The 24,958-nt window shown below is 71.2% G+C and carries 21 protein-coding genes and 1 pseudogene; 5 read left to right on the forward strand and 17 right to left on the reverse strand.

Features of this window, described 5'->3' with window-relative positions:
• Nucleotides 1-75: 75 nt before the first annotated feature.
• Complete coding sequence (gene lipA / locus OG828_RS35500) at nt 76-1,041, reverse strand: lipoyl synthase (RefSeq protein WP_328366014.1); 966 nt, start codon at nt 1,039-1,041, stop codon at nt 76-78.
• 107 nt (nt 1,042-1,148) lie between these two features.
• A complete protein-coding gene (lipB, locus tag OG828_RS35505; protein ID WP_328366016.1) occupies nt 1,149-1,946 on the reverse strand; it encodes a lipoyl(octanoyl) transferase LipB in 798 nt (265 codons plus the stop codon).
• Between the two features lie 213 nt (nt 1,947-2,159).
• Between lipB and OG828_RS35510 the strand changes: the two genes are divergently transcribed.
• Nucleotides 2,160-3,596, forward strand: coding sequence for a regulator (locus tag OG828_RS35510; protein ID WP_328366018.1), 1,437 nt, complete (start codon nt 2,160-2,162; stop codon nt 3,594-3,596).
• Between the two features lie 110 nt (nt 3,597-3,706).
• Here the strand turns inward: OG828_RS35510 and OG828_RS35515 are convergent, their stop codons facing one another.
• Together OG828_RS35515 and OG828_RS35520 are read right to left on the reverse strand one after the other, a co-directional pair.
• A complete protein-coding gene (locus OG828_RS35515; protein ID WP_328503489.1) occupies nt 3,707-5,131 on the reverse strand; it encodes an NAD(P)/FAD-dependent oxidoreductase in 1,425 nt (474 codons plus the stop codon).
• A gap of 169 nt (nt 5,132-5,300) precedes the next feature.
• On the reverse strand, nt 5,301-6,197 hold the full coding sequence (locus OG828_RS35520; protein WP_328503490.1) for a TIGR01777 family oxidoreductase: 897 nt from the start codon (nt 6,195-6,197) through the stop codon (nt 5,301-5,303).
• An 88-nt stretch (nt 6,198-6,285) separates the two neighbouring features.
• On the opposite strand from OG828_RS35520, the gene OG828_RS35525 reads away from it, so the two are divergent.
• Entirely contained in the window at nt 6,286-6,777 is a 492-nt protein-coding gene (locus OG828_RS35525) for a GNAT family N-acetyltransferase (protein WP_328441064.1), read from the forward strand.
• A gap of 10 nt (nt 6,778-6,787) precedes the next feature.
• Here OG828_RS35525 and OG828_RS35530 read toward each other — a convergent pair whose 3' ends face one another.
• The gene (locus tag OG828_RS35530; RefSeq protein ID WP_328366029.1) at nt 6,788-7,972 is read right to left on the reverse strand and encodes a MarP family serine protease; all 1,185 of its coding nucleotides are present in this window, start codon (nt 7,970-7,972) and stop codon (nt 6,788-6,790) included.
• A 266-nt stretch (nt 7,973-8,238) separates the two neighbouring features.
• Here OG828_RS35530 and OG828_RS35535 point away from each other — a divergent pair, with 266 nt between their 5' ends.
• Complete coding sequence (locus tag OG828_RS35535) at nt 8,239-9,066, forward strand: peptidoglycan recognition protein family protein (protein WP_328503491.1); 828 nt, start codon at nt 8,239-8,241, stop codon at nt 9,064-9,066.
• Between the two features lie 23 nt (nt 9,067-9,089).
• Here the strand turns inward: OG828_RS35535 and OG828_RS35540 are convergent, their stop codons facing one another.
• A complete protein-coding gene (locus OG828_RS35540; protein WP_328441066.1) occupies nt 9,090-10,217 on the reverse strand; it encodes a lipid II:glycine glycyltransferase FemX in 1,128 nt (375 codons plus the stop codon).
• Between the two features lie 158 nt (nt 10,218-10,375).
• On the opposite strand from OG828_RS35540, the gene OG828_RS35545 reads away from it, so the two are divergent.
• On the forward strand, nt 10,376-10,609 hold the full coding sequence (locus OG828_RS35545) for a hypothetical protein (RefSeq protein WP_328503492.1): 234 nt from the start codon (nt 10,376-10,378) through the stop codon (nt 10,607-10,609).
• 3 nt (nt 10,610-10,612) lie between these two features.
• Here the strand turns inward: OG828_RS35545 and OG828_RS35550 are convergent, their stop codons facing one another.
• From OG828_RS35550 to OG828_RS35590, 9 genes are all read right to left on the reverse strand, one after another.
• Nucleotides 10,613-11,131: a DUF4240 domain-containing protein gene (locus OG828_RS35550; RefSeq protein WP_328372462.1), complete on the reverse strand. Its 519-nt coding sequence runs from the start codon at nt 11,129-11,131 to the stop codon at nt 10,613-10,615.
• A 91-nt stretch (nt 11,132-11,222) separates the two neighbouring features.
• On the reverse strand, nt 11,223-12,197 hold the full coding sequence (locus OG828_RS35555; protein WP_328441068.1) for a helix-turn-helix transcriptional regulator: 975 nt from the start codon (nt 12,195-12,197) through the stop codon (nt 11,223-11,225).
• A gap of 157 nt (nt 12,198-12,354) precedes the next feature.
• Nucleotides 12,355-15,057 carry a pyruvate dehydrogenase (acetyl-transferring), homodimeric type gene (gene aceE / locus OG828_RS35560; protein WP_328503493.1) on the reverse strand — a complete coding sequence of 901 codons (2,703 nt, stop codon included), beginning with the start codon at nt 15,055-15,057 and terminating at the stop codon, nt 12,355-12,357.
• A gap of 235 nt (nt 15,058-15,292) precedes the next feature.
• The gene (locus OG828_RS35565; RefSeq protein WP_210576221.1) at nt 15,293-15,916 is read right to left on the reverse strand and encodes a GntR family transcriptional regulator; all 624 of its coding nucleotides are present in this window, start codon (nt 15,914-15,916) and stop codon (nt 15,293-15,295) included.
• 239 nt (nt 15,917-16,155) lie between these two features.
• Nucleotides 16,156-17,949, reverse strand: coding sequence for a 2-oxoglutarate dehydrogenase, E2 component, dihydrolipoamide succinyltransferase (gene sucB, locus OG828_RS35570; RefSeq protein ID WP_328503494.1), 1,794 nt, complete (start codon nt 17,947-17,949; stop codon nt 16,156-16,158).
• Between the two features lie 59 nt (nt 17,950-18,008).
• Complete coding sequence (gene lpdA / locus OG828_RS35575; RefSeq protein WP_210576219.1) at nt 18,009-19,397, reverse strand: dihydrolipoyl dehydrogenase; 1,389 nt, start codon at nt 19,395-19,397, stop codon at nt 18,009-18,011.
• 286 nt (nt 19,398-19,683) lie between these two features.
• A complete protein-coding gene (locus OG828_RS35580) occupies nt 19,684-21,213 on the reverse strand; it encodes a leucyl aminopeptidase (protein WP_328441072.1) in 1,530 nt (509 codons plus the stop codon).
• A 215-nt stretch (nt 21,214-21,428) separates the two neighbouring features.
• Nucleotides 21,429-22,058, reverse strand: coding sequence for an RDD family protein (locus tag OG828_RS35585; RefSeq protein WP_328503495.1), 630 nt, complete (start codon nt 22,056-22,058; stop codon nt 21,429-21,431).
• A 114-nt stretch (nt 22,059-22,172) separates the two neighbouring features.
• Nucleotides 22,173-22,955 (reverse strand): adenosylcobinamide-GDP ribazoletransferase, encoded by a 783-nt coding sequence (locus OG828_RS35590; protein ID WP_328503496.1) that lies wholly within the window; start codon nt 22,953-22,955, stop codon nt 22,173-22,175.
• 164 nt (nt 22,956-23,119) lie between these two features.
• On the opposite strand from OG828_RS35590, the gene OG828_RS35595 reads away from it, so the two are divergent.
• Nucleotides 23,120-23,887, forward strand: a complete 768-nt coding sequence (locus tag OG828_RS35595; RefSeq protein ID WP_328366057.1) for a hypothetical protein — start codon at nt 23,120-23,122, stop codon at nt 23,885-23,887.
• Here OG828_RS35595 and OG828_RS35600 read toward each other — a convergent pair.
• Both OG828_RS35600 and OG828_RS35605 read right to left on the reverse strand, forming a co-directional pair.
• Nucleotides 23,824-24,081: a hypothetical protein gene (locus OG828_RS35600; RefSeq protein WP_328503497.1), complete on the reverse strand. Its 258-nt coding sequence runs from the start codon at nt 24,079-24,081 to the stop codon at nt 23,824-23,826. The two genes, OG828_RS35595 and OG828_RS35600, sit on opposite strands and share 64 nt — an antisense overlap.
• Before the next feature lie 424 nt (nt 24,082-24,505).
• Nucleotides 24,506-24,820 (reverse strand): annotated as a pseudogene (locus OG828_RS35605) (phosphatidylglycerol lysyltransferase domain-containing protein); the annotation flags it as partial.
• Between the last annotated feature and the right edge of the window lie 138 nt (nt 24,821-24,958).

The following is a 24,958-nucleotide window of genomic DNA, read 5'->3' on the forward strand; positions in this document are numbered from 1 at the left end:
TACCGGCGGGTAGTTTCTTGTGCGCGAATTCACACGCTTGCGCACGCCGTGCGGGGCAAGGCGGGTGACGATATGTCAGACAGCCTGCGACGCGACGTACGCGCCACGCTTCTCCACGGCCATCTGATACAGCCGCCCGGCGCGGTACGAGGAGCGGACCAGCGGGCCGGACATGACGCCCGAGAAGCCGATCTGCTCGGCCTCGTCCTTCAGCTCCACGAACTCCATCGGCTTGACCCAGCGCTCCACCGGGTGGTGCCGGACGCTCGGCCGCAGGTACTGCGTGATGGTGACCAGCTCGCAGCCGGCGTCGTGCAGTTGCCGCAGCGCCTCGCTGACCTCCTCGCGGGTCTCGCCCATGCCGAGGATCAGGTTCGACTTGGTGACCAGGCCGTAGTCGCGGGCGGCGGTGATGACCGCGAGTGAGCGCTCGTAGCGGAAGCCGGGGCGGATGCGCTTGAAGATCCGGGGGACCGTCTCGACGTTGTGCGCGAAGACCTCCGGGCGGGAGGCGAAGACCTGCTCCAGCAGCTCCGGTACGGCGTTGAAGTCCGGGGCGAGCAGTTCGACCTTGGTGCGGCCGGCCTCGCGGGAGGCGGTCTGCTCGTGGATCTGGCGGACCGTCTCGGCGTACAGCCAGGCGCCGCCGTCCTCCAGGTCGTCGCGGGCGACGCCGGTGATGGTGGCGTAGTTCAGGTCCATGGTGACCACGGACTCGCCGACCCGGCGGGGCTCGTCACGGTCGAGGGCCTCGGGCTTGCCGGTGTCGATCTGGCAGAAGTCGCAGCGTCGGGTGCACTGGTCGCCGCCGATGAGGAAGGTGGCCTCGCGGTCCTCCCAGCACTCGTAGATGTTGGGGCAGCCGGCTTCCTGGCAGACCGTGTGCAGGCCCTCGCTCTTCACGAGGCTCTGCATCTTCGTGTACTCGGGACCCATTTTCGCCCGGGTCTTGATCCACTCGGGCTTGCGCTCGATGGGGGTCTGGGCGTTCCGGACCTCCAGGCGCAGCATCTTGCGTCCGTCGGGTGCGACTGCGGACACGACTGGCTCCCTGTAGCTTCGATTCTTCGGCGTACACCAGCGTACGCCCGTACATACTCAGCCCTGCTCTGAGGCCAACCTCATCCTCATAGGGCTGATTCCCGGCCTCAGGCGGTCGCCTTCTCGATCTCCCGCGGCTTCAGCTCCGCGTTCTCGAGTACGTCCTTCAGGTGCCGTTCCACAACTGGCAGCACCTCGTCGATCGTCACGTCCCGGCCGAGTTCGCTCGCCAGCGAGGCCACGCCCGCGTCGCGGATGCCGCACGGGATGATGCGGTCGAACCACTTGTTGTCCGGGTTCACGTTGAGGGCGAAGCCATGCATCGTCACGCCCTTGGCGACACGGATGCCGATCGCGGCGATCTTGCGGTCCTCGCGGCGCTGGCCGGCGTTGGAGGGGGCGTACTCGGGGCCGTTGAGGCGGGGGTCGAACTCCTCGTCGTGCAGCCGGGGGTCGAAGTCCAGGGACAGTCCGCCGAGGGCGGGGCGCTGCTCGACCGGGTCGCCGAGGACCCACACTCCGCTGCGGCCCTCGACCCGGCTGGTCTCCAGGCCGAACTCCGTGCAGGTGCGGATCAGGGCCTCTTCCAGGCGTCGTACATGCGCCACGACGTCCACCGGACGCGGGAGCTTCTGGATGGGGTAGCCCACCAGCTGGCCCGGTCCGTGCCAGGTGATCTTGCCGCCGCGGTCCACGTCGATGACGGGGGTGCCGTCGAGGGGGCGCTCGTCGTCGGCGGTGCGGCGGCCCGCCGTATACACCGCCGGGTGCTCCAGGAGCAGCACCGTGTCGGGGATCTCGTCCGCGAAGCGCGCGGCGTGCACCCGGCGCTGCTCGTCCCACGCCTCCTGGTACTCGACGGCTTCCGCTCCGAATCCCATCCGGACGAACCGCAATCCACTCACGGCAAGCGCCTCCCTCAAAGACGGCTGTGTCAGGCACGTAACGCGCCCACGCCACTGTACGTCCGGCCGATGCCCGTCAGTCCTGAGGGCAATCCTCACACGATCGGATGAATAGACGGCGAAGAGTGTGATGGCTTGCTTACTCTCCGCTACATTCGCGCCGTTCACCGAGGCCAAAACGCGAGGCCCGAAAGGCAGGAGACCGTACCGCAGATGACGGAACGACCCGCGCAGCGCACTCCCAACCGACAGCTCGCCGCGCTCATCGCAGAAGCGGGGTTCTCCAACGCGGGTCTCGCCCGTCGAGTGGACCAGCTCGGACTCGAACACGGACTGGACCTCAGATACGACAAGACATCCGTGACCCGATGGCTGCGCGGCCAGCAGCCCCGGGGGACGACGCCCGCACTCATCGCCGAGGTGTTCACCCGGCGGCTCGGGCGGCGGCTCACCGCCCAGGATCTCGGCCTCGACGCCTGTGCGCCGGTGTACGCCGGGCTGGAGTTCGCCGGCACTCCCGAGGAGGCCGTCGACATCGTCAGCGGGCTGTGGCGCAAGGACTCCGGCAGCCACGCCGAGCTGCGCAAGATCGCGTTCACCGCGGCCGGGCTCGTCGTGCCCAGCCGGGACTGGCTGATCGGCCGCGCCGACGACAGGGTGGCCCGCGGCGAGCAGCCCGCCCGCGTCCCCGCGCAGGGCCGCCCGGTACTGCCCCGCCAACGCGGCCAGGCCGATCGCGGCCCCGGCCAGCGGGTCACCGGCGGTGACATCGCCGCCCTCCGCTCGGTCGGCGAGCTGTTCCGCACCCTGGACGACATGTACGGCGGCGGCCACGCCCGGCAGGCCCTCGTGCGCTATCTGGAGCACGAGTGCGAGCCGATGCTGCGCGGCACGTACGGCGAGCAGACCGGCCGCCGCCTGTTCGCGGCCGCCGCCGATCTGACCCGGCTCGCGGGCTGGACGTCGTACGACATCGCCGCGCACGGGCTCGCCCAGCGGTACTTCGTGCAGGCGCTGCGACTTGCGCAGGCGGCGGCGGACCGGGCGTACGGCTCGTTCGTGCTGATCACCATGAGCCGGCAGGCCGTGTATCTCGGGCACGGGCGGGAGGCCGTACAGCTGGCGCGGGTGGCGCAGCAGGGGGTCGGGACGACCGCGCCGCCCGTCGTGCAGGCGCTGCTGCACGCGGTCGAGGCGCGAGGGCATGGGGTGCTCGGGGAGGTGCGGGCGTGCACGGCCTCGCTGGTGCGGGCCGAGCGGGCGCTGGAGGCGGCTCGGCCCGGCGATGAAGTGCCGCACTGGGCGCGGTTCTTCGACGAGGCGCAGCTCGCGGATGAGTTCGGGCACTGTCATCGGGATCTGCAGCAGTTCCGTGCGGCGGCTCAGCATGCGGAGCGGTCGTTGCAGTTGCGTGCGCCGGCGTATGCGCGCAGTCGGTTGTTCTGCCGGGTGGTGCTTGCGTCTGCGCGGCTCGGGCTGGGGGAGCTTGATCAGGCGTGCGCGTTGGGGGCGGAGGCGGCGGGGGCGGCGGCGGAGATGCGGTCGGTGCGGGCGGTGGAGTATGTGCGGGACTTTGAGCGGCGGTTGGAGCCGTATAAGGATGCGGCGCCAGTGCGGGGTTATCGGGACAAGGTGGCGGCGTTGGGGTAGCCACTCGCCGTAACTCCGGTCGTTGAGTTCCTGGTGCGGGTTCGTTGTGGTTGATCGCGCCCACGCGGCGGAGCCGCAAATCGATACAGCCCCGCGCCCCTGACGGCGTTTTAAGCGGCCTGTGTTGTGGGGTGCGGGTCCGCCCTGTGCATCGACCCTGTTGCTCCCAAGTCCGTCAAGATTGCCTTTGAGGCCCTGTGGGCTGAGTGGAGGGCGCCCTGGACCGTGCTGGTGTCTCGGTGGTCGCCGCAGACGTAGAGGCCTGCCAGGAGGCGTACGGGGCGGCGTAGGTCGTGTGGGGGGCTCATGGTGGGGACGGCCTCGGCTGTGTGGTGGACGGCGAGGGTTTCCCAGCGGGTGGTGGGGGTGCCGTAGAGGCGGGAGAGGTGCGTGCGTACGGCCGTGTCGGTGTCCGGTGGGGGTGTGCCGAGGAGCGTCGAGGAGATCAGGGCGCGGTCTGCGGGGGCCCGGGTGGGGTCGATCTCGCTGACCACCGCCGTGTGGGCCACCGGGCCGCCGCGGTCGGCGTCGAGGAGGAGGGAGGGGCCGGTCTCCGGCGGCTCGTCCGTGGTGTGGTGGATCACCGTGACCGGGTGGAAGCCGGGGACGCGCAGGCCGGGCAGGAGGTCGGCGGCGGTGCGGGCGTCGGTGGCCACCAGGACGGCCCGGCAGGGGAACTCGCCGTGCTCGGCGGTGGTCACCGAGGTCGTGGCGACCGACGTGACGCGTACGCCGGTGTGCACGGTGCCCGGCGGCAGCGTCCGGGCCAGCAGCTCCGGCAGCATCTCGGCGCCGCCCTCCGGTACGCACAGCCGCCCGCCGGCGAAGGCCCGCAGGGCGAGGTCAGCGCAGCGGCTGGACGTGGTCAGCTCCGGGTCGCACAGCAGGGCGGCGAGCAGCGGACGCAGGAAGCCGTCGATCGTGCGCGCGGGGAGGCCTCGGGCGGCGAGGGCCTCGCCGGCCGGCAACTCGGGGCGGGACAGCAGCCGTTCGACGGGCGTGCCCGCGAGCCGGGCGAGCGAGGCGGCGAGACGGGCCTGGTCGACGGCGGTGCCGAGGGGGGCGCCGGTCCGGGGGCGCGGGGCGGTCGTACGGTTCCGGGGGGTGCCCGGCGGTGTGCCGCGGCCCAGGGGCGCGGATGTCGGCAAGGCGCGCATGGAGTTCGGCAGGGGGGCGCTCGCCAGGGCGCGCACGGCGTGGAGTGCGCCCCTTGCGCCCCCTCCGTTCGCCGGGGCGCCCGCGCGGTGGCGCACTCCGCCGCTGTGCACCAGGACACCCGGCGCGAACGAGCGCAGGACCAGTGCGTCGAGCCCTGGGGTGAGGTCGAGTTCGGGATACGACGTGGACAGCAACTGTCCTATGCGGTCGAGCCGGAAGCCGTCGACCTTCTCGGTCGACATCCGGCCGCCCACGTAAGGGGCGGCCTCCAGGACCGCGGTCGTTACTCCTGCGCTGGTCAGCCGATGAGCCGCCGAGAGGCCGGCGACCCCGGCTCCCACGATGACGACGTCCGCCTGGTACGCGGGCTCAAGCACGTGCCCCTCCTCGAGGTTGCGCGGCCGGTGGAGACGTCATGCCCCCAACAGACTCCGGGGATACCCGAGTTCGGCTCGAGGTTAGGGCGCTGATCGGCCAAATGAAGTCGCGCATCGACCGGGCACGGTCGCACGACGGTCGCATGCGAGCAGCGAGGGGCCGTAAGCCTCACAGTGCGGCCCGGATCGCTCCCTCGATGTCCGGGAACGCGAACGTGAAGCCCGATTCCAGCAGCCGGGTCGGCCGCACCCGGGCGCTGCCCAGCACATCCCCGGCCATCTCGCCGAGCACGGTGCGCAGCACGGGCGCGGGCGCCGTGAAGAGGGTCGGCCGGTGCAGCACGCGTCCCATCGCCGCGGTGATCTCGCCGTTCGTCAGCGGCTCCGGGGCGGTCACGTTGAACGGCCCGGACAGTCCGTCGGTGTCGATGAGATGGCGGATCGCGGCCACCTCGTCGTGCAGCGAGACGAACGACCAGTACTGCCGTCCGTCGCCCATCCGCCCGCCGAGCCCGGCCTTGAACAGCGGGAACAGCTTGGCCCAGGCACCGCCCTCGCGGGCCACCACAAGTCCCGTGCGAGGGAACACCGTTCGTACGCCCGCCTGCTGCGCGGGGGCCGCCGCGCCCTCCCACTCCACGCACAGCTCGGGCAGGAAACCCTCCCCGTGCGGGGCGCTCTCGTCGACCGGGCGGTCGCCCGTCTCGCCGTAGAAGCCGATCGCGCTGCCGTTGACGAAGACCCGCGGCGGGGTGTCCAAGGAGGCGATGGCCTCCGCCAGCGCCGAGGTGCCCAGGGCCCGGCTGCGGCGGATCCTCGTCTTGTACGCGTCCGTCCAGCGCCGGCTGCCGACTCCGGCGCCCGCGAGGTTGACCACGGCGTCGCAGCCGGTGAGGCCGGCTGTGTCCACCCGCCGTGCCTCGGGGTCCCAGTGGACCTCGTCCCGCGCCCGGGGCGCGCGGCGCACCAGGCGTACCACCTCGTGTCCGTCCGCGGTCAGGGACCGCACCAGGGCACTGCCGATCAGGCCGGACGCACCGGCCACCGCGATTCGCGAACGCTCCATGGGGACCAGCATGACCGCAGGGATGCGGCAAAGCGCGGACGGGGGCATGGGCGGAGCCGGCTCGGGGTGCCGTCATAGGGTGGCCGCCATGCCAGTCCCGTACATACGCCACGCGACCCTCGACGACGAAGAGACGCTCGGCCGCCTCGACCGGGTCACCTGGTCGACGCTGCACTCCGTCCAGCCGCGCCCCCAGCCGCCGTACGAGCCCTTCTACAACGACCGGTTCGGGCCGCGCGACCATCTCGTCGCCGAGTTCGACGGGGCTGTCGTCGGCTACATCCGGCTGGGGTTCCCGACGCCGCTCGTGTGCAACTCCCACGTCCGCCAGATCCAGGGTCTCGTGGTCGCCGAGGAGGCGCGCGGCGCCGGAGTCGCGCGGGCGCTGCTGCGGGCCGCACAGGACGAGGCACGGCGGCAGGGGGCCCGCCGCATCACCCTCCGCGTCCTTGGCCACAACACCGCGGCCCGCAAGCTCTACGAGTCGGAGGGCTTCGCGGTGGAGGGCGTACTGCCGGAGGAGTTCTTCCTGGCCGGCGAGTACGTGGACGATGTGTGCATGGGGCGCAGTCTGAGGTAGCTCCGCCTGACTACGTCGTGACCAGCTCGCCCGTGTCCACCGCTGCCGTCGCGTCCGCCGCGCGGCGGGCGTCCTCCGCGACCTCGTCGGCGGTGAGGACGTAGCCCGTCTGCGCGTCCGAGGTGGAGCGGGCGAAGACGACGCCGTACACCCGGCCGTCGGTGGTCAGCAGCGGGCCGCCGGAGTTGCCGGGGCGGACCGTCGAGCGGACCGAGTAGATCTCACGGGTCACCGTGTCGTTGTTGTAGATGTTCTGGCCGGTCGCCCGCACCCGGTTGGCGACGGTCGCCGCCTGGAGGTTGAGGTCGCCGCCCTCCGGGTAGCCCGCGACCACCGCCGCGTCACCGCGCGCGGCCTCGTCGTCGAACCGCAGGACGGGGGCGCGCAGATCGGGCACGTACAGCACGGCCACGTCCTTCTCCGGATCGAAGAGCACGACGCGCGACTCGTACGACCGCCCGACCCCGCCGACCCGGACGCTCGGGTCGTCGATGCCGGCCACCACGTGGGCGTTGGTCATCACATGCTCGTCGGCGTAGACGAAGCCGCTGCCCTCGCGGCCCTGGGTGCCGGCGACGCCCTCGACCTTCACCGTGCTGAGCTTGGCGGCGTTGGTGGCGCTGGCGGTGACGCTGTCGCCGGACGGCTCGGCGACCTGGGCCGTCGACTCGCTCTCGAACGGGTTGAAGACCTGCGGGAAGCCCGCCTCGGTCAGCGCGGACGTGGCCCGGGAGAACCAGGCGGGCGTCGCCTCGGGCATGGTGTCCTGCACCGCCCCGAGCAGCCGGGAGTCCCGGATCGCGGTGGTGACCAGCGGGGACGAGGACGCGCCCAGGACGCTCGCGGCCACCCACGCCACGATCAGCACGGCCACCGAGTTCGCCACGGCGCCGCCCACTCCGTCGGCCACCCGCAGCGGCCCCTGGTCCAGCTCCCGCCGCAGCCGCAGGGCGAGGCGGCCCGCCAGTTCATGGCCGACCACCGCGGGGACCAGCACCGTGAGCACGGCGGTCACCGTCGCCGTCGTCGTACCCGGCTCCGCCAGGTCCACCATCCACGGCAGGATCCACACGCCGATCACCGCACCGCCGACGAAGCCGGCCAGTGAGACACAGCCGGCCACCAGTCCGCGCCGGTAGCCGGACGCCGCGTAGGCCAGGATCAGCAGCAACAGCAGGATGTCGAGCAGGTCCACCAGGCCGCCTTTCTCTCGGACCCCTTAATACGCGAGGAAGGGGCCCAGTGATCAGCCATGCGCTCCGCGGGTTGGGCCGCGTTTGGCCGTCGGTCGTCTGCGGGTTCGTTGTGGCTTGTCGCGCAGTTCCCCGCGCCCCTTCGGGGCCCCCTAGTCCCTAGCCATGCGTGCGTGTACCCGCAAAAACGTCCCGGACCCGGACGTTGGTTCCACCAGGTGGCACAGCACACATCGCGGGCGGAAGGGATCCGGCCGACAGTGAGGTCATGCGTGTCTTCCGAAGGGCACGAGGGTCGCGAAGACGCCGTGCCGTACGCACACCGCACATCGCCGTCCCCATACCGGATGCCGTCCGGGTGCTGCTCGGCGCTCTGCCCGGGCTGGCCGCGGTCGCCGCGCTGGCGCTGTGCGCGAGCGGTGTGGAGCGGACCGGCGGCGCGTCCGCACGGCCGGTCGCGGCCCGGTCCGCCACCACGCCGTACTCCGCGGCGAAGCCGCACATCGTGCTGAGGGCGGCCTGGCTGGACGGCAGCGCGCGGCGTACCCAGCCGCCGCCGCGCTACGACCCCAAGGTCGTCGCCGTCTTCGTCCACCACACCGACTCGCCCAACGGCTACGCCTGCGCCGACGCGCCCCGCATAATCCGCCACCTGTACGCGGGCCAGACCGGCTCCCGGCAATGGGACGACATCGGCTACAACTTCCTCGTCGACCGCTGCGGCACGATCTACGAGGGCCGCGCGGGCGGCGTCGACCGCCCGGTCACCGGCGCCCACACCCAGGGCTTCAACCACGGCACCACCGGCATCGCCGCCCTCGGCACCTTCACGGCGGGCGTGCCCGTGCCGCAGGCCATGACCGACGCGATCGCCCGCCTCGCCGCCTGGAAACTGGGCCTGTCCGGAATCGACCCGCGCGCGGACGTGCCGCTGGTCTCGAGCAACGGCCTCAGCCGGTACGCGGCCGGAACGACCGCCCGGCTCCCCGCCCTCGCGGGCCACAAGGACGGCTTCATGACGAACTGCCCGGGCGCCGCCCTCAGCGCGCTGCTCCCGCAGATCAGGCAGACGGCGGCCTCCTTGCAAGGCAGATGAGCAGGGCAGATGAATGGCTTGATTCACCTGCGTCCCAGGTAGGCCTTCACCGCCCGCTGCAGCACCTTGCCCTGGGTGCCCACCGGCTTCTCCCACTCCCCGAGGTACTCCACGGCCATGCCGCCCGCCCCCGTCTTGAACAGCAGCCGGCCGAGCAGCCGGCTCTCGGTGAGGGTGGGGGTGATCGCGCGCAGGTCGTACGTCTCGGCGTTGGCCGCCCACGCGTCGTACAGCATCCGCCACAACAACGCGCTGCTGGGCCGCAGTTGACGGCCCCGGCGGCCGGAGGCGGCGTACGAGTGCCAGGACCGGGAGCCGACATTGATCATGAACGCGGCGGAGAGGACCTCCCCGTCGTACTCGGCGAGATAGAGGCGCACCCGGTCGCCGTCCTCCGCGTTCAGGGCCTTCCACATGCGCTGGAAGTAGTCCAGCGGGCGGGCCTTGAAGCCGTCGTGGGCGGCGGTCGCGGTGTACAGGCGGTGGAACTCGGGCAGATCGCCGCCGGTGCCCGTGACGACCCGGACGCCCGCCGACTCGGCGGTGCTCAGAGCCTGCTCCCAGTGCGGGGCGAGGGCGGCGCGCAGATCGTCCACCGAGCGCTCCTGCAGCGGGATCAGACAGCCGAACCGCGGCTGCCCCAGGCCGAAACCACTGCCCTCGTCCTCCTCGCAGCGCCGCCACCCGAGCTGCCGCAGCCGTTCCCCGGCGTCCAGCGCGAACCCGTCTATGTCGGCCGCGGGCAGTTCCCGCAGATGCCGTACGGCGGGATCGGCGACGCCCGCCGCGACGACGGAGGGATCCCAGCACCGTACGACGACGGGCGGCCCGATCCGGACCGCGAACGCGCCCTCCCGCTCCAGATGCGCGACGAGCGGGTCCAGCCAGAGCTCAAGACGCGGGGTGCGCCAGTCGATGCCGGGGCCGTCGGGGAGGTAGGCGAGAAAGCGCCGGGTGCCGGGCAGCGGGCGGTACAGCACGAGCGCCGTGGCGACCAGCGACTCGCCCTCGAACCAGCCGACGCTCTGCCCGAGCCAGCCGGGCTTCACATCGGCCCACTCGGGGATCTGGAGATGGCTCGCGTCGGGGTGCAGCCGAAGGTGGGCGAGATGGTCCTCGCGCGTGATCTCGCGCACATAGGGGCTGGTCATGGGCAGGGTGCTCCTCTTCGGGACGGGCCACCCTAGGCAGGCGATCACGGGCCGGGTCAAGGCCTGACTCTCACAGGCTTCTCGTAGCCGCCTCACGGGTCTTCCCGAGGCGGCCTTCCTATCGTCATGCACACGCACTGACTGGAGGTGGGGAAGAAATGAACAGCAGTCACACCGAAGCCGGGAAGAACACCGGCGGCCGGTCCAGGACCGCCCGTGGACCCTGGGCCGTGCTCTGCGCGGTCGTGGCCGTCGTCCTGGGACCGGCCGCGGTCACCGCGTCGGCGCTCGACCAGGCCAACGCCGCCCCGATGCACCACGCGGTGAGGGTGGACCAGCAGGCGCAGGCGTACATCCCGTCCGACGCGGGACGCCGGCGCACCGCCGGGTGAGCGTCAGCCCCTGAACCGGTCCCACAGCTTGGGGTACCGCTCGGCCAGCGCCCGCTCGTTCTCGAAGTCGATCGGCCTGCCCTCGGGCTCCGAGGGCGCGGGCGGGATGCCGAGGTCCGGGGCGACGGTCCCGGTGAGCTGCTCGTAGGCCTCGTCCGCCGCGTAGCCCAGCTCCTCGCCGTCGCCGTCGAGCTCCTCGTCGAAGTCGTCCAGCAGATCGGCGAGCGAGTCGGGATCGTGCACGGCACCCTCGTACAGCTCCCGGCCCTGGCCGATCAGCCAGCACCGGAAGAAGTCGAACGCGTCGTCGCTCGCCCCGTCGAGCAGCACCCAGGCGGCGCCCCACAGGTCCCAGGTGTACGCCCGGTTGTAGCGCGCCTCGAAGTGACGGGCGAAGTCCACGACCGACTCCGGGTCGAGCTGGAGGAGCCGCTCCACAAGCACGTCGGCCTGCTCCTCGGGGTCGCCCTCGGCCGCCTCACGGCTGGCGTCGACCAGCTCCCAGAACTCCGTCTCGTCCATCACGGGTCCAGCATCGTGCCTGGAGGGGTGGGGCGCACGTGGAGTGAGGCGGATTGTTATGGGGCGGGAGTGAGTGAGGAGTGGTACGGCGTCATCGGCCGTACAGCGCCGCAAGCCGCGCCGCGTCCGCCGCGAACCGTGCGCGCAGGCTCTCGGGAGCCAGCACCTCGGCCTCCGGACCGAGCGCCGTCAGCTGGGTGTGGGCGACGTCCTCGGACTCCACGGGGAGTGTCACCGTCACCCGTCCGCCGGAGTCCGGTGCGTCGGCCTTCTCCAGCGCCTCCCGCGCGGCGAGCGGATCGACGGCGTGCGGCAGCCGGCGCACGCCGTCCGCGGAGAGCCGTACGACGACCTCGGCGCGCAGGATGGACCGCGCGAACTGCTCGGCACGCTCCTCCCAGAAGCGGGGCAGATCGAAGTCCTCGTCGCGTACGAAGCGTTCGGCACCCGCCGCGACGGCCTGGAACCGGTCGATCCGGTAGACCCGGGGAGAGCCGTGCGGGGCGGCTCGTGCGCACAGGTACCAGACGCCGGCCTTCAGTACGAGCCCGTACGGCTCCAGCTCCCGCTCGACCACGACCGCGTCCCTGCGGTAGCGGGCGGTGATCCGCCGGTCGTCCCACACCGCGTCCGCGACGACCGGCAGCAGTTCGGGTGTCTCGGGCTCCTTGAACCAGTTCGGCGCGTCCAGATGGAACCGCTGCGCCGCCGTGCGGGAGGCGTCGCGCAGGGAGGGCAGCAACGCCGCGGACACCTTCAGCCGGGCCGCCGATGCCGCGTCCTCCAGCCCCATCTCCCTGAGCGCACCCGGCACGCCGGACAGGAACAGCGCCTCCGCCTCACCGCGGTGCAGCCCCGTCAGCCGCGTCCGGTACCCGCCGATCAGCCGGTACCCGCCGGCGCGCCCCCGGTCCGCGTACACCGGTACTCCCGCCTCGGACAGCGCCTGCGCGTCCCGCGTGACGGTCCGCTCGGACACTTCCAACTCCGTTGCCAGCTCGGCGGCGGTCATGGAGGGCCGGGACTGGAGGAGCAGCACCATTTTGATGAGACGGGCAGCGCGCATGGGTCCATGATGCCGGGGGCTTTGCGGGCGGGTGCGGTCCGGATGTGGCTGGTCGCGCAGTTCCCCGCGCCCCTTAAAGCAGGGGCTGCGCCCCTGGCTTTTGTCTTTAAGGGGCGCGGGGAACTGCGCGACCAGCCCCCACTCACCCGCAGCCGAATTACAACCCGTACCGCTCCCGCGCTTCCTTCACCGCCGTCGCCTTGACCTCGCCGCGGCGTGCCAGCTGGGCCAGCGCGGCGACGACGATGGACTCGGCGTCGACGCCGAAGTGGCGGCGGGCGGCGTCGCGGGTGTCGGAGAGGCCGAAGCCGTCGGCACCCAGCGAGGAGTAGTCCTGCTCGACCCACTGCGCGATCTGGTCCGGCACCTGGCGCATGTAGTCGGAGACCGCCAGCACCGGCCCGTCGGCGCCGTGCAGCGCCTGACGGACGTACGGCACCCGCTCCTCGCCCCGCAGCAGCGCCTCGTCGGCCTCCAGCGCGTCCCGCCGCAGCTCGCCCCACGACGTCGCCGACCACACGTCCGCGGCGACACCCCACTCCTCGGCGAGCAGCTTCTGCGCCTTCAGCGCCCAGTGGATCGCCGTACCGGAACCCAGCAGCTGGATCCGCGGGGCGTTGGCGACCGGCGACAGACCCGCCGACTCCGCCGTGTTGAAGCGGTACAGGCCCTTGACGATGCCCTCGTCGATCCCGAGCCCGGACGGCTTCGCGGGCTGCGGCAGCGGCTCGTTGTAGACGGTGAGGTAGTAGAAGACATTCGGGTCCTCGCCCGGCGCCGCCTCGCCGTACATCCGGCGCAGACCGTCCTTGACGATCGCCGCGACCTCGTACGCGAACGCCGGGTCGTACGTCAGCGCCGCCGGGTTGGTCGCCGCGATCACCGGCGAGTGACCGTCCGCGTGCTGCAGACCCTCGCCCGTCAGCGTCGTACGACCGGCCGTCGCGCCGATCAGGAAGCCGCGGCCCAGCTGGTCGCCGAGCTGCCACATCTGGTCGGCCGTGCGCTGCCAGCCGAACATCGAGTAGAAGATGTAGAACGGGATCATCGTCTCGCCGTGCGTGGAGTACGACGTCGACGCGGCGATGAAGTCGGCCATCGAACCGGCCTCGGTGATCCCCTCGTTGAGGATCTGGCCGTTCTTGGCCTCCTTGTAGTACATCAGCTGGTCACGGTCGACCGGCTCGTACGTCTGGCCCTTGGGGGAGTAGATCCCGAGCGACGGGAACAGCGACTCCATGCCGAAGGTGCGCGCCTCGTCCGGGACGATCGGCACCCAGCGCTTGCCAGTCTCCTTGTCGCGGACCAGGTCCTTGACGAGCCGGACGAAGGCCATGGTGGTGGCCACGTTCTGCGAGCCGGAGCCCTTGTCGAAGGAGGTGAAGGCCTTCTCGGCGGGCGCGGGCAGCGGGGCGACGGCGTGCGTACGGCGGGCCGGGGCCGGACCGCCGAGGGCGGCGCGGCGCTCCTGGAGGTAGCGGACCTCGGGGGAGTCGGTGCCCGGGTGGCCGTAAGGCACCACACCGTCGACGAAGTCGCTGTCCTTGATGGGGAGTTCGAGCAGGTCACGCATCTGCTTGAACTCGTCCACCGTCAGCTTCTTCATCTGGTGGTTGGCGTTCTTCGACGCGAAGCCCGCACCGAGGGTGTGGCCCTTGACCGTCTGCGCCAGGATCACCGTCGGCGCGCCCTTGTGCTCGACGGCGGCCTTGTACGCGGCGTACACCTTGCGCGCCTCGTGACCACCGCGGGAGAGGTGGAAGAGCTCCAGGATCTTGTCGTCGCTCAGCAGCTTCGCCAGCTCGGCGAGCGCCGGGTCGGCGCCGAAGAAGTCCTGGCGGATATAGGCGGCGTCACGGGTCTGGTACGTCTGCACCTGCGCGTCCGGTACCTCGCGCAGCCGTCGTACCAGCGCGCCGGTGGTGTCGAGCTGGAACAGCTCGTCCCAGGCCGTACCCCACAGCGTCTTGACGACGTTCCAGCCGGCGCCGCGGAACTGGGCCTCCAGCTCCTGCACGATCTTGAAGTTGGCGCGCACCGGGCCGTCGAGGCGCTGCAGGTTGCAGTTGATGACGAAGGTGAGGTTGTCCAGCTCCTCACGCGCGGCGAGCGCGAGGGCCGCCGTCGACTCGGGCTCGTCCATCTCGCCGTCACCGAGGAACGCCCAGACGTGGGACGCCGAGACGTCCTTGATGGAGCGGTTGGTGAGGTAGCGGTTGAAGCGCGCCTGGTAGATGGCGGAGAGCGGGCCAAGGCCCATCGACACCGTCGGGAACTCCCACAGCCAGGGCAGCCGGCGCGGGTGCGGGTACGACGGGAGGCCGCTGCCGCCCGACTCGCGGCGGAAGTTGTCGAGATGGTGCTCGGTCAGCCGGCCGTCGAGGAAGGCGCGGGCGTAGATGCCGGGGGAGGCGTGGCCCTGGATGTAGAGCTGGTCGCCGGAGCCGTCGGCCTCCTTGCCCTTGAAGAAGTGGTTGAAGCCGGTCTCGTAGAGCCAGGCCGCGGAGGCGAAGGTGGCGATGTGGCCGCCTACGCCGTATTTGCTGCCCCGGGTCACCATCGCGGCCGCGTTCCAGCGGTTCCAGGCGGTGATCCGGGTCTCCATCGCCTCGTCACCCGGTACGGCGGGCTCGGCGGCGGTGGGGATGGTGTTGACGTAGTCGGTCTCGAGGAGCTTCGGCAGCGCGATGCCGTTGCCCTCCGCCCGCTCCAGGGTGCGGCGCATCAGATACGCGGCACGGTGCGGCCCGGCAGCCTTGGTGACGGCGTCCAGGGAGGCCCGCCATTCGGCGGTCTCCTCCGGGTCGCGGTCGGGGAGCTGGTCGAGCTCGCTCGGCTGGATGGCGTTGGGGTCGGTCATGTCGCCGCCTTCCTCAGTCGAAGGGGGGTGCCCTTGTCTTTGGCAGGACAGGGCGTGGGGCCTCTGTAGAAGCCCGTCGTGACTCTAACTCCCTGATCGATGATCGATCAAAGGGTTGAGAGGCAAAACATCTTGATCACGAGAAAGTCGGCACGGGGTGTCTTCGGCGAAGGCACGGAGTGCCGAGGTCTAGTAGAGTTTTCGCAGGTCGGGCCGCACTTGAGCGCCGGTGGACTCAGGCTCGCGGCGCGCATCCCAGCACATGCGCCTTCACGATCTCGGCGATCCGCGGGTCCCGGCGCCGGAACGCCTGCACCAGTTCCTCGTGCTCCTCCGCGTACGACTGCTGCACCGTCCCCAGCCACCGGATCGACAGCGCCGTGAAGACCTCGATGCCGAGCCCTTCCCAGGTGTGCAGCAGCACCGAGTTGCCGGCCGCCCGCACCAGCTCGCGATGGAAGCCGACCGTGTGCCGTACCTGCGCCGTGCCGTCCGACGCGGCGTCGGCGTCGTACAGGGCGGCGACGTGCGGCTCCAGGGCCGAGCAGTCCCGCGCCAGCCGCTCCGCCGCCAGCTCGGCCGCGATCGCCTCCAGGCCGGCCCGGACCGGGTAGCTCTCCTCCAGGTCGGCGGCGGTCAGATTCCGCACCCGTACGCCCTTGTTGGGCGCCGACTCGATCAGCCGCAGCGACTCCAGCTCGCGCAGCGCCTCCCGTACGGGGGTCTGGCTGACCTCCAGCTCGGTCGCGATCCGTCGCTCCACGATCCGCTCGCCCGGCTTCCAGCGTCCGCTGACGATCCCCTCCACGATGTGCTCGCGGATCTGTTCGCGCAGCGAGTGGATGACGGGGGCTGTCATGAGGGCTCCTTAGGGCTTTGACGTTTAGACAATAAGGCCACCAGCCGGTTCGGGAAGGGCGCACGGGGGCGCTTCCATGCAGGTGAGAGGAGAGTTACACGCCTAGTAGCTCGGGGGTTCTGTCGTCGGGCGGCTGCGGGTTGTCTGTGGTTGCTCGCGCAGTTCCCCGCGCCCCTAAGGGCGATGCCCTCGCCCGGAGATTCCGGGCGAGGGCATCGATGTGTACTGATGGGCGGCGTTTACAGGCCGAGCTCGACCTCGAACTCGCCTGCCTCCAGGATCGCCTTGACCGCCGTCAGGTAACGGGCCGCGTCGGCGCCGTCGACCAGGCGGTGGTCGTAGGAGAGGGTCAGGTAGGTCATGTCGCGGACGGCGATGACCGTGCCCTCCTCCGTCTCGAGGACGGCCGGGCGCTTGACCGTGGCGCCGATGCCGAGGATCGCGACCTGGCCCGGCGGCACGATGATCGTGTCGAAGAGCGCCCCGCGCGAACCGGTGTTGGAGATGGTGAAGGTCGCGCCCGACAGCTCGTCCGGCGTGATCTTGCTGGCCCGGACCTTGCCCGCCAGATCGGCCGTGGCCTTGGCGATACCGGCGAGGTTGAGGTCACCGGCATTCTTGATGACCGGGGTCATCAGGCCCTTCTCGGAGTCCACCGCGATACCGATGTTCTCGGTGTCGAAGTAGGTGATCGTGCCCTCTTCGACGTTGATCCGGGCGTTGACGGGCGCGTGCGCCTTCAGCGCCTGGGCCGCGGCCTTGACGAAGAACGGCATCGGGGAGAGCTTGACGCCCTCGCGCGCCGCGAACGCGTCCTTGGCCCGGCCGCGCAGCTTCATCAGCCGCGTGACGTCGACCTCGACGACCGAGGACAGCTGCGCCTGCTCGTGCAGCGCCTTGACCATGTTGTCGCCGATGACCTTGCGGATGCGCGGCATCTTGACGGTCTGGCCACGCAGGGGGGAGACCTCCAGCGCCGGGGCCTTCTTCGCGGCGGCCGGAGCAGCCGCGGCGGGGGCCGGGGCAGCGGCGGCGGCCTTCGCGGCCTCGGCGGCGGCGACGACGTCCTGCTTGCGGATACGGCCGCCGACGCCGGTGCCCTTGACGGTGGCCAGGTCGACGCCGTTCTCGGCGGCGAGCTTGCGCACCAGCGGGGTGACGTAGGCGCCCTCGTCGGTGGCCTGCGCGGCGGGAGCCGGAGCGGCCGGGGCCGGGGTGACCGGGGCGGGGGTGGGCGTCGGCGTGGGAGCCGGAGCGGCGGGGGCGACCGGAGCCGGGGCGGCAGCGGCGGGCGCGGCCGGAGCTGCGGGGGCAGCCGGAGCCGCGGGCGCGGCCGGAGCCGGGGCAGCGGCGGCGGGAGCCGGAGCCGCCGGGGCCGGGGCTGCCGCCGGAGCGGCACCCGCGACGCCGATGACGGCCAGCTTGGCGCCGACCTCGGCCGTCTCGTCCTCGCCGACCACGATCTCCAGCAGCGTGCCGGAGGTGGGCGCCGGGATCTCGGTGTCGACCTTGTCCGTCGACACCTCGAGCAGCGGCTCGTCGGCCTCGACGCTGTCACCGACCGACTTCAGCCAGCGGGTGACCGTGCCCTCGGTGACGGACTCGCCGAGCGCGGGCAGGACGACGTCCGTGCCCTCGGCGGAGCCGCCGCCGGCGGCGGCCTCGGCGGTGGGAGCGGGGGCCGGAGCGGCCTGCTCGGTGGACGGGGCAGCGGCGGCCGGGGCGGGCTCGGGAGCCGCGGCGGGCTCGGGCTCGGGCTCGGCGGCCGGGGCAGGGGCGGCAGCGGGAGCGCCCGTGCCGTCGTCGATGACAGCCAGCTCGGCGCCGACCTCGACCGTCTCGTCCTCGGCGACCTTGATGGAGGCCAGGACGCCGGCGGCGGGGGAGGGGATCTCGGTGTCGACCTTGTCGGTGGAGACCTCGAGCAGCGGCTCGTCGGCCTCGACGCGCTCACCCTCGGCCTTCAGCCAGCGAGTGACAGTGCCCTCGGTGACGCTCTCGCCGAGCGCCGGAAGGGTTACGGAAACCGCCATGGTTTCGGTTGCTCCTTACGAATTGCGGAAGTCTGAGTCGTCGCTTCGTCGACCGAGGGTCAGTCGTGCGAGTGGAGCGGCTTGCCGGCCAGGGCCAGGTGGGCCTCGCCGAGCGCCTCGTTCTGCGTCGGGTGGGCGTGGATGAGCTGGGCGACCTCGGCAGGCAGCGCCTCCCAGTTGTAGATCAGCTGGGCTTCGCCGACCTGCTCGCCCATACGGTCGCCGACCATGTGGACGCCGACCACCGCACCGTCCTTGACCTGGACGAGCTTGATCTCGCCCGCGGTGTTCAGGATCTTGCTCTTGCCGTTGCCCGCGAGGTTGTACTTCAGAGCGACGACCTTGTCCGCGCCGTAGATCTCCTTGGCCTTGGCCTCGGTGATGCCGACGGAGGCGACCTCCGGGTGGCAGTACGTCACCCGCGGGACACCGTCGTAGTCGATCGGAACGGTCTTCAGACCGGCCAGACGCTCCGCCACCAGGATGCCCTCGGCGAAGCCGACGTGCGCGAGCTGGAGCGTCGGAACCAGGTCGCCGACGGCGGAGATGGTCGGGACGTTGGTGCGCATGTACTCGTCGACGAGGACGTAGCCGCGGTCCATGGCGACGCCCTGCTCCTCGTAGCCGAGACCGGCGGAGACCGGGCCGCGGCCGACGGCGACGAGCAGGACCTCGGCCTCGAACTCCTTGCCGTCGGCGAGGGTGACCTTGACACCGTTCGCGGTGTACTCGGCCTTCGAGAAGAAGGTGCCCAGGTTGAACTTGATGCCGCGCTTGCGGAACGCGCGCTCAAGAAGCTTGGAGGAGTTCTCGTCCTCGACCGGGACGAGGTGCTTGAGGCCCTCGATGACGGTGACGTCGGAGCCGAAGGACTTCCAGGCGGAGGCGAACTCGACGCCGATGACACCGCCGCCCAGGATGATCGCGGACTGCGGCACGCGGTCCAGGACGAGGGCGTGGTCGGAGGAGATGATGCGGTTGCCGTCGATCTCCAGGCCCGGCAGCGACTTCGGCACGGAGCCGGTCGCGAGGAGCACGTGGCGGCCCTGGACGCGGCGGCCGTTGACGTCGACGGAGGTGGGGGAGGAGAGCCGCCCCTCACCCTCGATGTAGGTGACCTTCCGCGAGGCGACGAGCCCCTGGAGCCCCTTGTACAGACCGGCGATCACGCCGTCCTTGTACTTGTGGACTCCGGCGATGTCGATGCCCTCGAACGTGGCCTTCACACCGAACTGCTCGCTCTCGCGGGCCTGGTCGGCGATCTCGCCCGCGTGCAGCAGGGCCTTGGTGGGAATGCAACCCCGGTGCAGGCAGGTACCGCCGACCTTGTCCTTCTCGATCAGGGCGACGTCCAGGCCCAGCTGCGCCCCGCGCAGCGCCGCGGCGTAACCACCGCTACCACCGCCGAGGATCACTAGGTCGAAAACGGTGCTGGCGTCGTTCGCCACGTCACGTCCTCCATGCATGTGCGCCGTACGCCGGTCTGCGGTGACCGGCAGGCGGCTGGTGTCCGGCCGCTACTCTTCGGCCCTTCGGTGGGGCCCTGTCCTGCCGTGCCCCATCTTCGCACTTGTCCGTGCAAGAAGAGACGCCGGGCCGGTGTGTGAGACGTCCCACGCTGACTGATGACGTCCTGAAGGGCAGCGGACGGTAGGGGCGCGGGGAACTGCGCGATCAGCCCCCACACGCCCGCAGCCGCCACACGACAAAGCGAACCGAGCTCTCAGGCGACCGTCACCCGAGATCCCCCGCAGCCGTCAGCTCCGCCAGCCGCACCAACGTCCGCACAGCCGACCCCGTACCACCCTTCGGCGTGTACCCGAAGGGCCCTTGCTCATTGAAGGCCGGCCCCGCGATGTCGATGTGCGCCCAGGTGATCCCCTCACCCACGAACTCCCGCAGGAAGAGCCCGGCGACGAGCCCACCCCCCATCCGCTCACCCATGTTCGCGATGTCAGCGGTAGGAGAGTCCATCCCCTTACGCAGGTGATCCGGCAACGGCATCGGCCAGGACGCCTCCCCGACCTCCTCCGCGGCCTCGACGACCGCCGTACGAAACGCCTCGTCATTGGCCATGACCCCGAACGTCCGGTTCCCCAGCGCCAGCACCATCGCCCCGGTCAGCGTCGCCACGTCGACAAGCGCGTCCGGCTTCTCCTCGGACGCGGCCCACAGCGCGTCCGCGAGCACCAACCGCCCCTCCGCGTCGGTGTTGAGCACCTCCACGGTCTTGCCGCTGTACATCCGCAGCACATCACCCGGCCGCGTCGCCGTGCCCGACGGCATGTTCTCCGCCAGCGCCAGCCAGCCGGTGACATTGACCTCGAGCCCGAGGCGCGCGGCGGCGACGACGGCGCCGAAGACGGCCGCCGCACCGCTCATGTCGCACTTCATCGTCTCGTTGTGCCCGGCGGGCTTCAGCGAGATGCCGCCCGAGTCGTACGTGATGCCCTTGCCGACGAACGCGAGGTGCTTCTTCGCCTTGGCGTGCGTGTACGACAGCTTGACCAGCCGGGGACCGGCGGCCGACCCCACGCCGACGCCCAGGATGCCGCCGTAGCCACCCTTCTCCAGGGCCTTCACGTCGAGCACCTGCGCCTTGATGCCGTGCTCCTTGGCCGCGGTCTGGGCGACGGCGGCGAAGGACTCCGGGTTGAGGTCGTTCGGCGGGGTGTTGATCAGGTCGCGGGCGCGGTTCAGCTCCTCGGAGACGGCGGTGGCGCGCTCGACGGCCGCCTTGTACGCCTTGTCGCGGGGCTTGCCGCCGAGCAGGGCGACCTCGGCGAGCGGCGCCTTGCCGTTCTTCGCATCCTTGCCGCTCTTGCCGTTCTCCTTGTACGTGTCGAAGGAGTACGCGCCAAGGAGCGCGCCCTCCGCGACGGCACCGGCGTCGGCGGCGTCCGTGAGCGGCAGGGCGAAGGCGGCCTTCTTGGAGCCGGCCAGGGCGCGGGCGGCCGTACCGGCGGCCTTGCGCAGCGTCTCGCCGTCGAACTGGGCGTCCTTCTCCGGCTCGGCGCCCAGGCCGACCGCCACCACGAGCGGTGCCTTGAAGCCCGACGGCGCGGGGAGCTTCGTCACCTCGCCCTCGGCACCGGAGGCACCGAGGGTCTCCAGGACGCCGGCGAGCCTGCCGTCGTAAGCCTTGTCCACGGCCTCGGCGCCCGGTGCGACGACGGGTCCCTTGGCGCCCTTGGCGACACCGATCACGATCGCGTCGGCCCGCAGGCCGGGCGCCGCGGCGGTGCTGAGAGTGAGAGCAGTCACGGTGGTGATATCTCGCTTCCGATGTGAAGTTGCTGTGGCCGATGGGAGTGGGTCGACCGGGCCCGTCGGCCGACCCTAGACCTGGCCTGAGGGTTGGACTCGTCCGGGGCCTTCCCCCTGTCGGCGAACACCCGGGACCGAGCCTACGCGCGTATGAGCGTTCGCTCTGCCGCGGGCGTTCACCCGGTGGTGGCGTCATGGCAACTTCCGGATGCTCACCACCCGTGGGGCGCGTTGCTGTACGTGCCGACGGCCGGCTGAGGCGTCCCTGACGTGCCGAGCCCGAGGCCCGTGACCTCCGTGCCGGCCAGCCGGTCGGCGAGGGAGCGGCAGTTGGTGCCGAGGACCGGCAGGGCGTTGCAGAAGAAGACGGCGACGGCGAGGGCCCACACCAGCATGGAGAGCATGAACTGGCCCTCGATCAGCAGGACGCAGGCGAGCGCGTAGACGACGACGTCCGCCGTGGTGGTGACCGCGGCCCGCAGTGCGGCCCGGCGTCCCGCGCGCGGGGTGACCTTCAGCCCCGTCAGGGCCTTGCCGAGGGTGCGGCCGAGGAAGGTCAACGAGGCCCACTGGTACAGGAAGGTGACCACGATCAGCAGCCCGAAGGCCTGCTCGACGTAGAGCACCGACTTGTTCCAGACGGAGAGCCCCAGGTTCTCCGAGGCGTCGATGACGTCGCCGCGTGAGGTCAGCAGGTCGAAGCCGCTGTGCGCGGCGAGTTCCGGTACATCGGTGACGAGCGCGGATATGCGGTGGAAGGTGAGCACGGCGAGCCCGGTGGCCAGTGCGACCACCAGAGCGAAGTCGATGAGCCAGGCCGCGGTACGGCGAAGTTTCGGCATGGACGTCCCCCCGAAGACGGTCACTTGTCGGTTTCGGCGGATGAGATTAGTGGCGGGGCGGGCGCGACCGAAGGGCTGAGCGGGATTTCGAATCATCCCGTGACAGAAATCGAGTCACCCCAGTGACAGAACGACGAGCGCCGCCGTCGCCGCCGTCTCCTCGAGCCCGCCGAAGACATCACCGGTGACCCCGCCGAAGCGGCGGACGCAGTGCCGGAGCAGAAGCTCGGCGGCGCAGAGGGCGAGGGCGACGGCGGCACCCGCCTGGACGAGGCCGTACGCCCCGAAAGCCGCGCCCGCGCCGGCCACCACCCCGGTGACCGCGAGGGCGACCAGCACCGCCCCGCGCACCGGCACGACGCCGGCGACCGCGGCCCCCAGCCCCTCCGGCCGCGCGGCGGGCACCCCGGCCCGCGCGGCGGTCGTGAGCGCCAGCCGGCCGACGGTCGCGGAGACGACGGCGGCGAAGGCACCGCGGGCCCAGGAGCCGTCGTAAGCCTCCGTCAGGGCGGCCACCTGGGCCAGGAGCACGAACACGAGCGTGATCACACCGAACGGCCCGATGTCCGACTGCTTCATGATCCGCAGCGCGTCCTCCGCGGGCTTCCCGCTACCGAGCCCGTCCGCGGTGTCGGCCAGCCCGTCGAGATGCAGCCCCCGGGTGAGCACGGCGGGCACGGCGACGGTGGCGACGGCGGCGAGCAGGGGCGCGGCACCAAGAACCACCAACAGCAACCCGACCCCGGCCGCAGCACCCCCCACGACGACCCCGGCCAACGGAGCACACACCATCCCACCCCGCGCAGCCTCCCGGTCCCACCGCACCACCTTCACAGGCAGCACGGTGAGCGTCCCGAAGGCAAAACGAAGGCCATGAAGGGGCAGGGTCCTGGGCATCCGGGCAGGCTACAGCGGTCAAGCTGCGGGCATTCGTGCCGCCTAGGGCGGCACGGGTGGGCGCAGGCGGCACCCCGCAAGCGCCGGGCTGCGCGACCCACCCCAGCCACCCAGAACGCCGCACCCACACGACACCCACCCCCACACCGGGCAAACTGTCACACATGGGGCAATGGCTGGAGCACAACATCATCGAACCGGGCAAACTCCCCCTGCTCCTCGCCCTGACCGCCTTCGTCGTCACCTTCCTCGTCACCCGCCTCGTCACCCGCCTCATCCGCGCAGGCAAGGGCCCCTTCGGCAACGTCGAGGCCGGCGGCGTGCACATCCATCACGTCGTCCCCGGAGTCGTCCTCACCGTCATCGGCGGCTTCGGCGCGGTAGCCGGCGGCACCCGCGGCTTCGGCTCGGCCCTCGCCGCCGTGGTCTTCGGCATGGGCGCGGGCCTCCTCCTCGACGAGTTCGCGCTGATCCTCCACCTCGACGACGTCTACTGGACGGAAGCGGGCCGCAAGAGCGTGGAGGTCGTGGTGCTGACCGCCGCCCTCGTCGGCCTGGTCCTCGTCGGCTACACCCCCTTCGGCGTCAACGACCTCGACGACGACGAACTGCAGAACCGCTCCACCGTCATCGGCACCGTCCTCACGAACTTCGCCTTCTCGCTGCTCGCCCTGAGCAAGGGCAAGGTCCGCACCGCGATCTTCGGTGCCATCGTCCCGGTCATCGCCGTGGTCGGCACGATCCGCCTGGCCCGCCCCGGTTCCCCCTGGGCCAAGCGCTTCTACCGCCGCCGCCCCCGCGCCCGTGCCAAGTCCCTCCGCCGCGCCTACCGCCACGACCGCCGCTGGGCGGGTCCCAGCCGTCGGCTTCAGGACTTGATCGGCGGCAAACCCGATCCGGTGGAACCGGCCCGCTCCGCCGACCGCCGCTGACGCGCCGCCCGCACGGCACACAGCACCAGCACCCCGGCGATCGCCGCCAGATGCTCCTTGCCGGCCAGGTTCTCCTTCACCAGCACCTCGACCACCATCGCCACGATCACCGCCCCCGCGGTGACGTACGCCCGGTAGCGCCAGCCGAGGAACACGGCGAGCCCCACCACGGCCGCCGACGGTCCCGTGTCCACGACAGACGCGTCCGAGCAGGGCGTTCGGGAGGCGGCCCGAACCGAGCGTGACGCTCACGCGCGCGTGGCAGACCCGCCCGATCCCGATGTGGCCCGGTCCGGCGCCTCCAGAAACCGTTCCTGAGCAGTGAGCGGCGAGACCGCACACCGGCACGCCCCGAACGGTCTTGGGCGCACTGGTCGTCTGCTTTCGCATCCCGGGCGGCGATACGGATCGTGTCCGCGGTCCGAGCCGGGCGGGCGGAGTCCCTGTGCGATCCGGCGGGTACTCGGCCAAGGGCGGCGGGGAGGCCCTGAACCATCGCTCCGGTGGAGCAGGGGCCCCGCTCGCTGGCGCCGCGTCGGCGTCCCAGATCGCATCGCTACGGTAGCCCCGTCGGCGCCGGTCGATGCAACTCCGAAGTCCGATGATCACCTGATCGAGTTAAGCGGCCCTACCGGCGAGGGGGGCGCGGAGAAACCCCTCCGCACGGGCCGCGGCGATGCCGATGCGGGGCAGGCCCGCGCTCTTCTCGAAGAGCAGGAACCTCGGTTCCCAGATCGGCCGGTACTTGGCGTTGGCGCGGTACAACGACTCGATCTGCCACCAGCGCGAGAAGAAGCTGAGCAGCGACCGCCACAGCCTCAGCACCGGTCCGGCGCCGATGCGTCCACCACGTTCGAAGACCGAACGGAATACGGCGAAGTTGAGCGAAACCTGCATGACCTGGATCTCCCGGGCACGATTCAGCAACTCGAGGTTCAGAATCCACGCCGCCCGCTTGCGGCGCCGCATCGTGATCGCCAGGAACACCGTGAACACACCGGACGCGAAACCGGCGGTCAGCAGATATGGCGTGAAGTAGTTCTCCTGGTTGTGCCGCCGCAGGTCCTGCCC

This window comes from Streptomyces sp. NBC_00457, assembly GCF_036014015.1.
Taxonomy (GTDB): Bacteria; Actinomycetota; Actinomycetes; order Streptomycetales; family Streptomycetaceae; genus Streptomyces.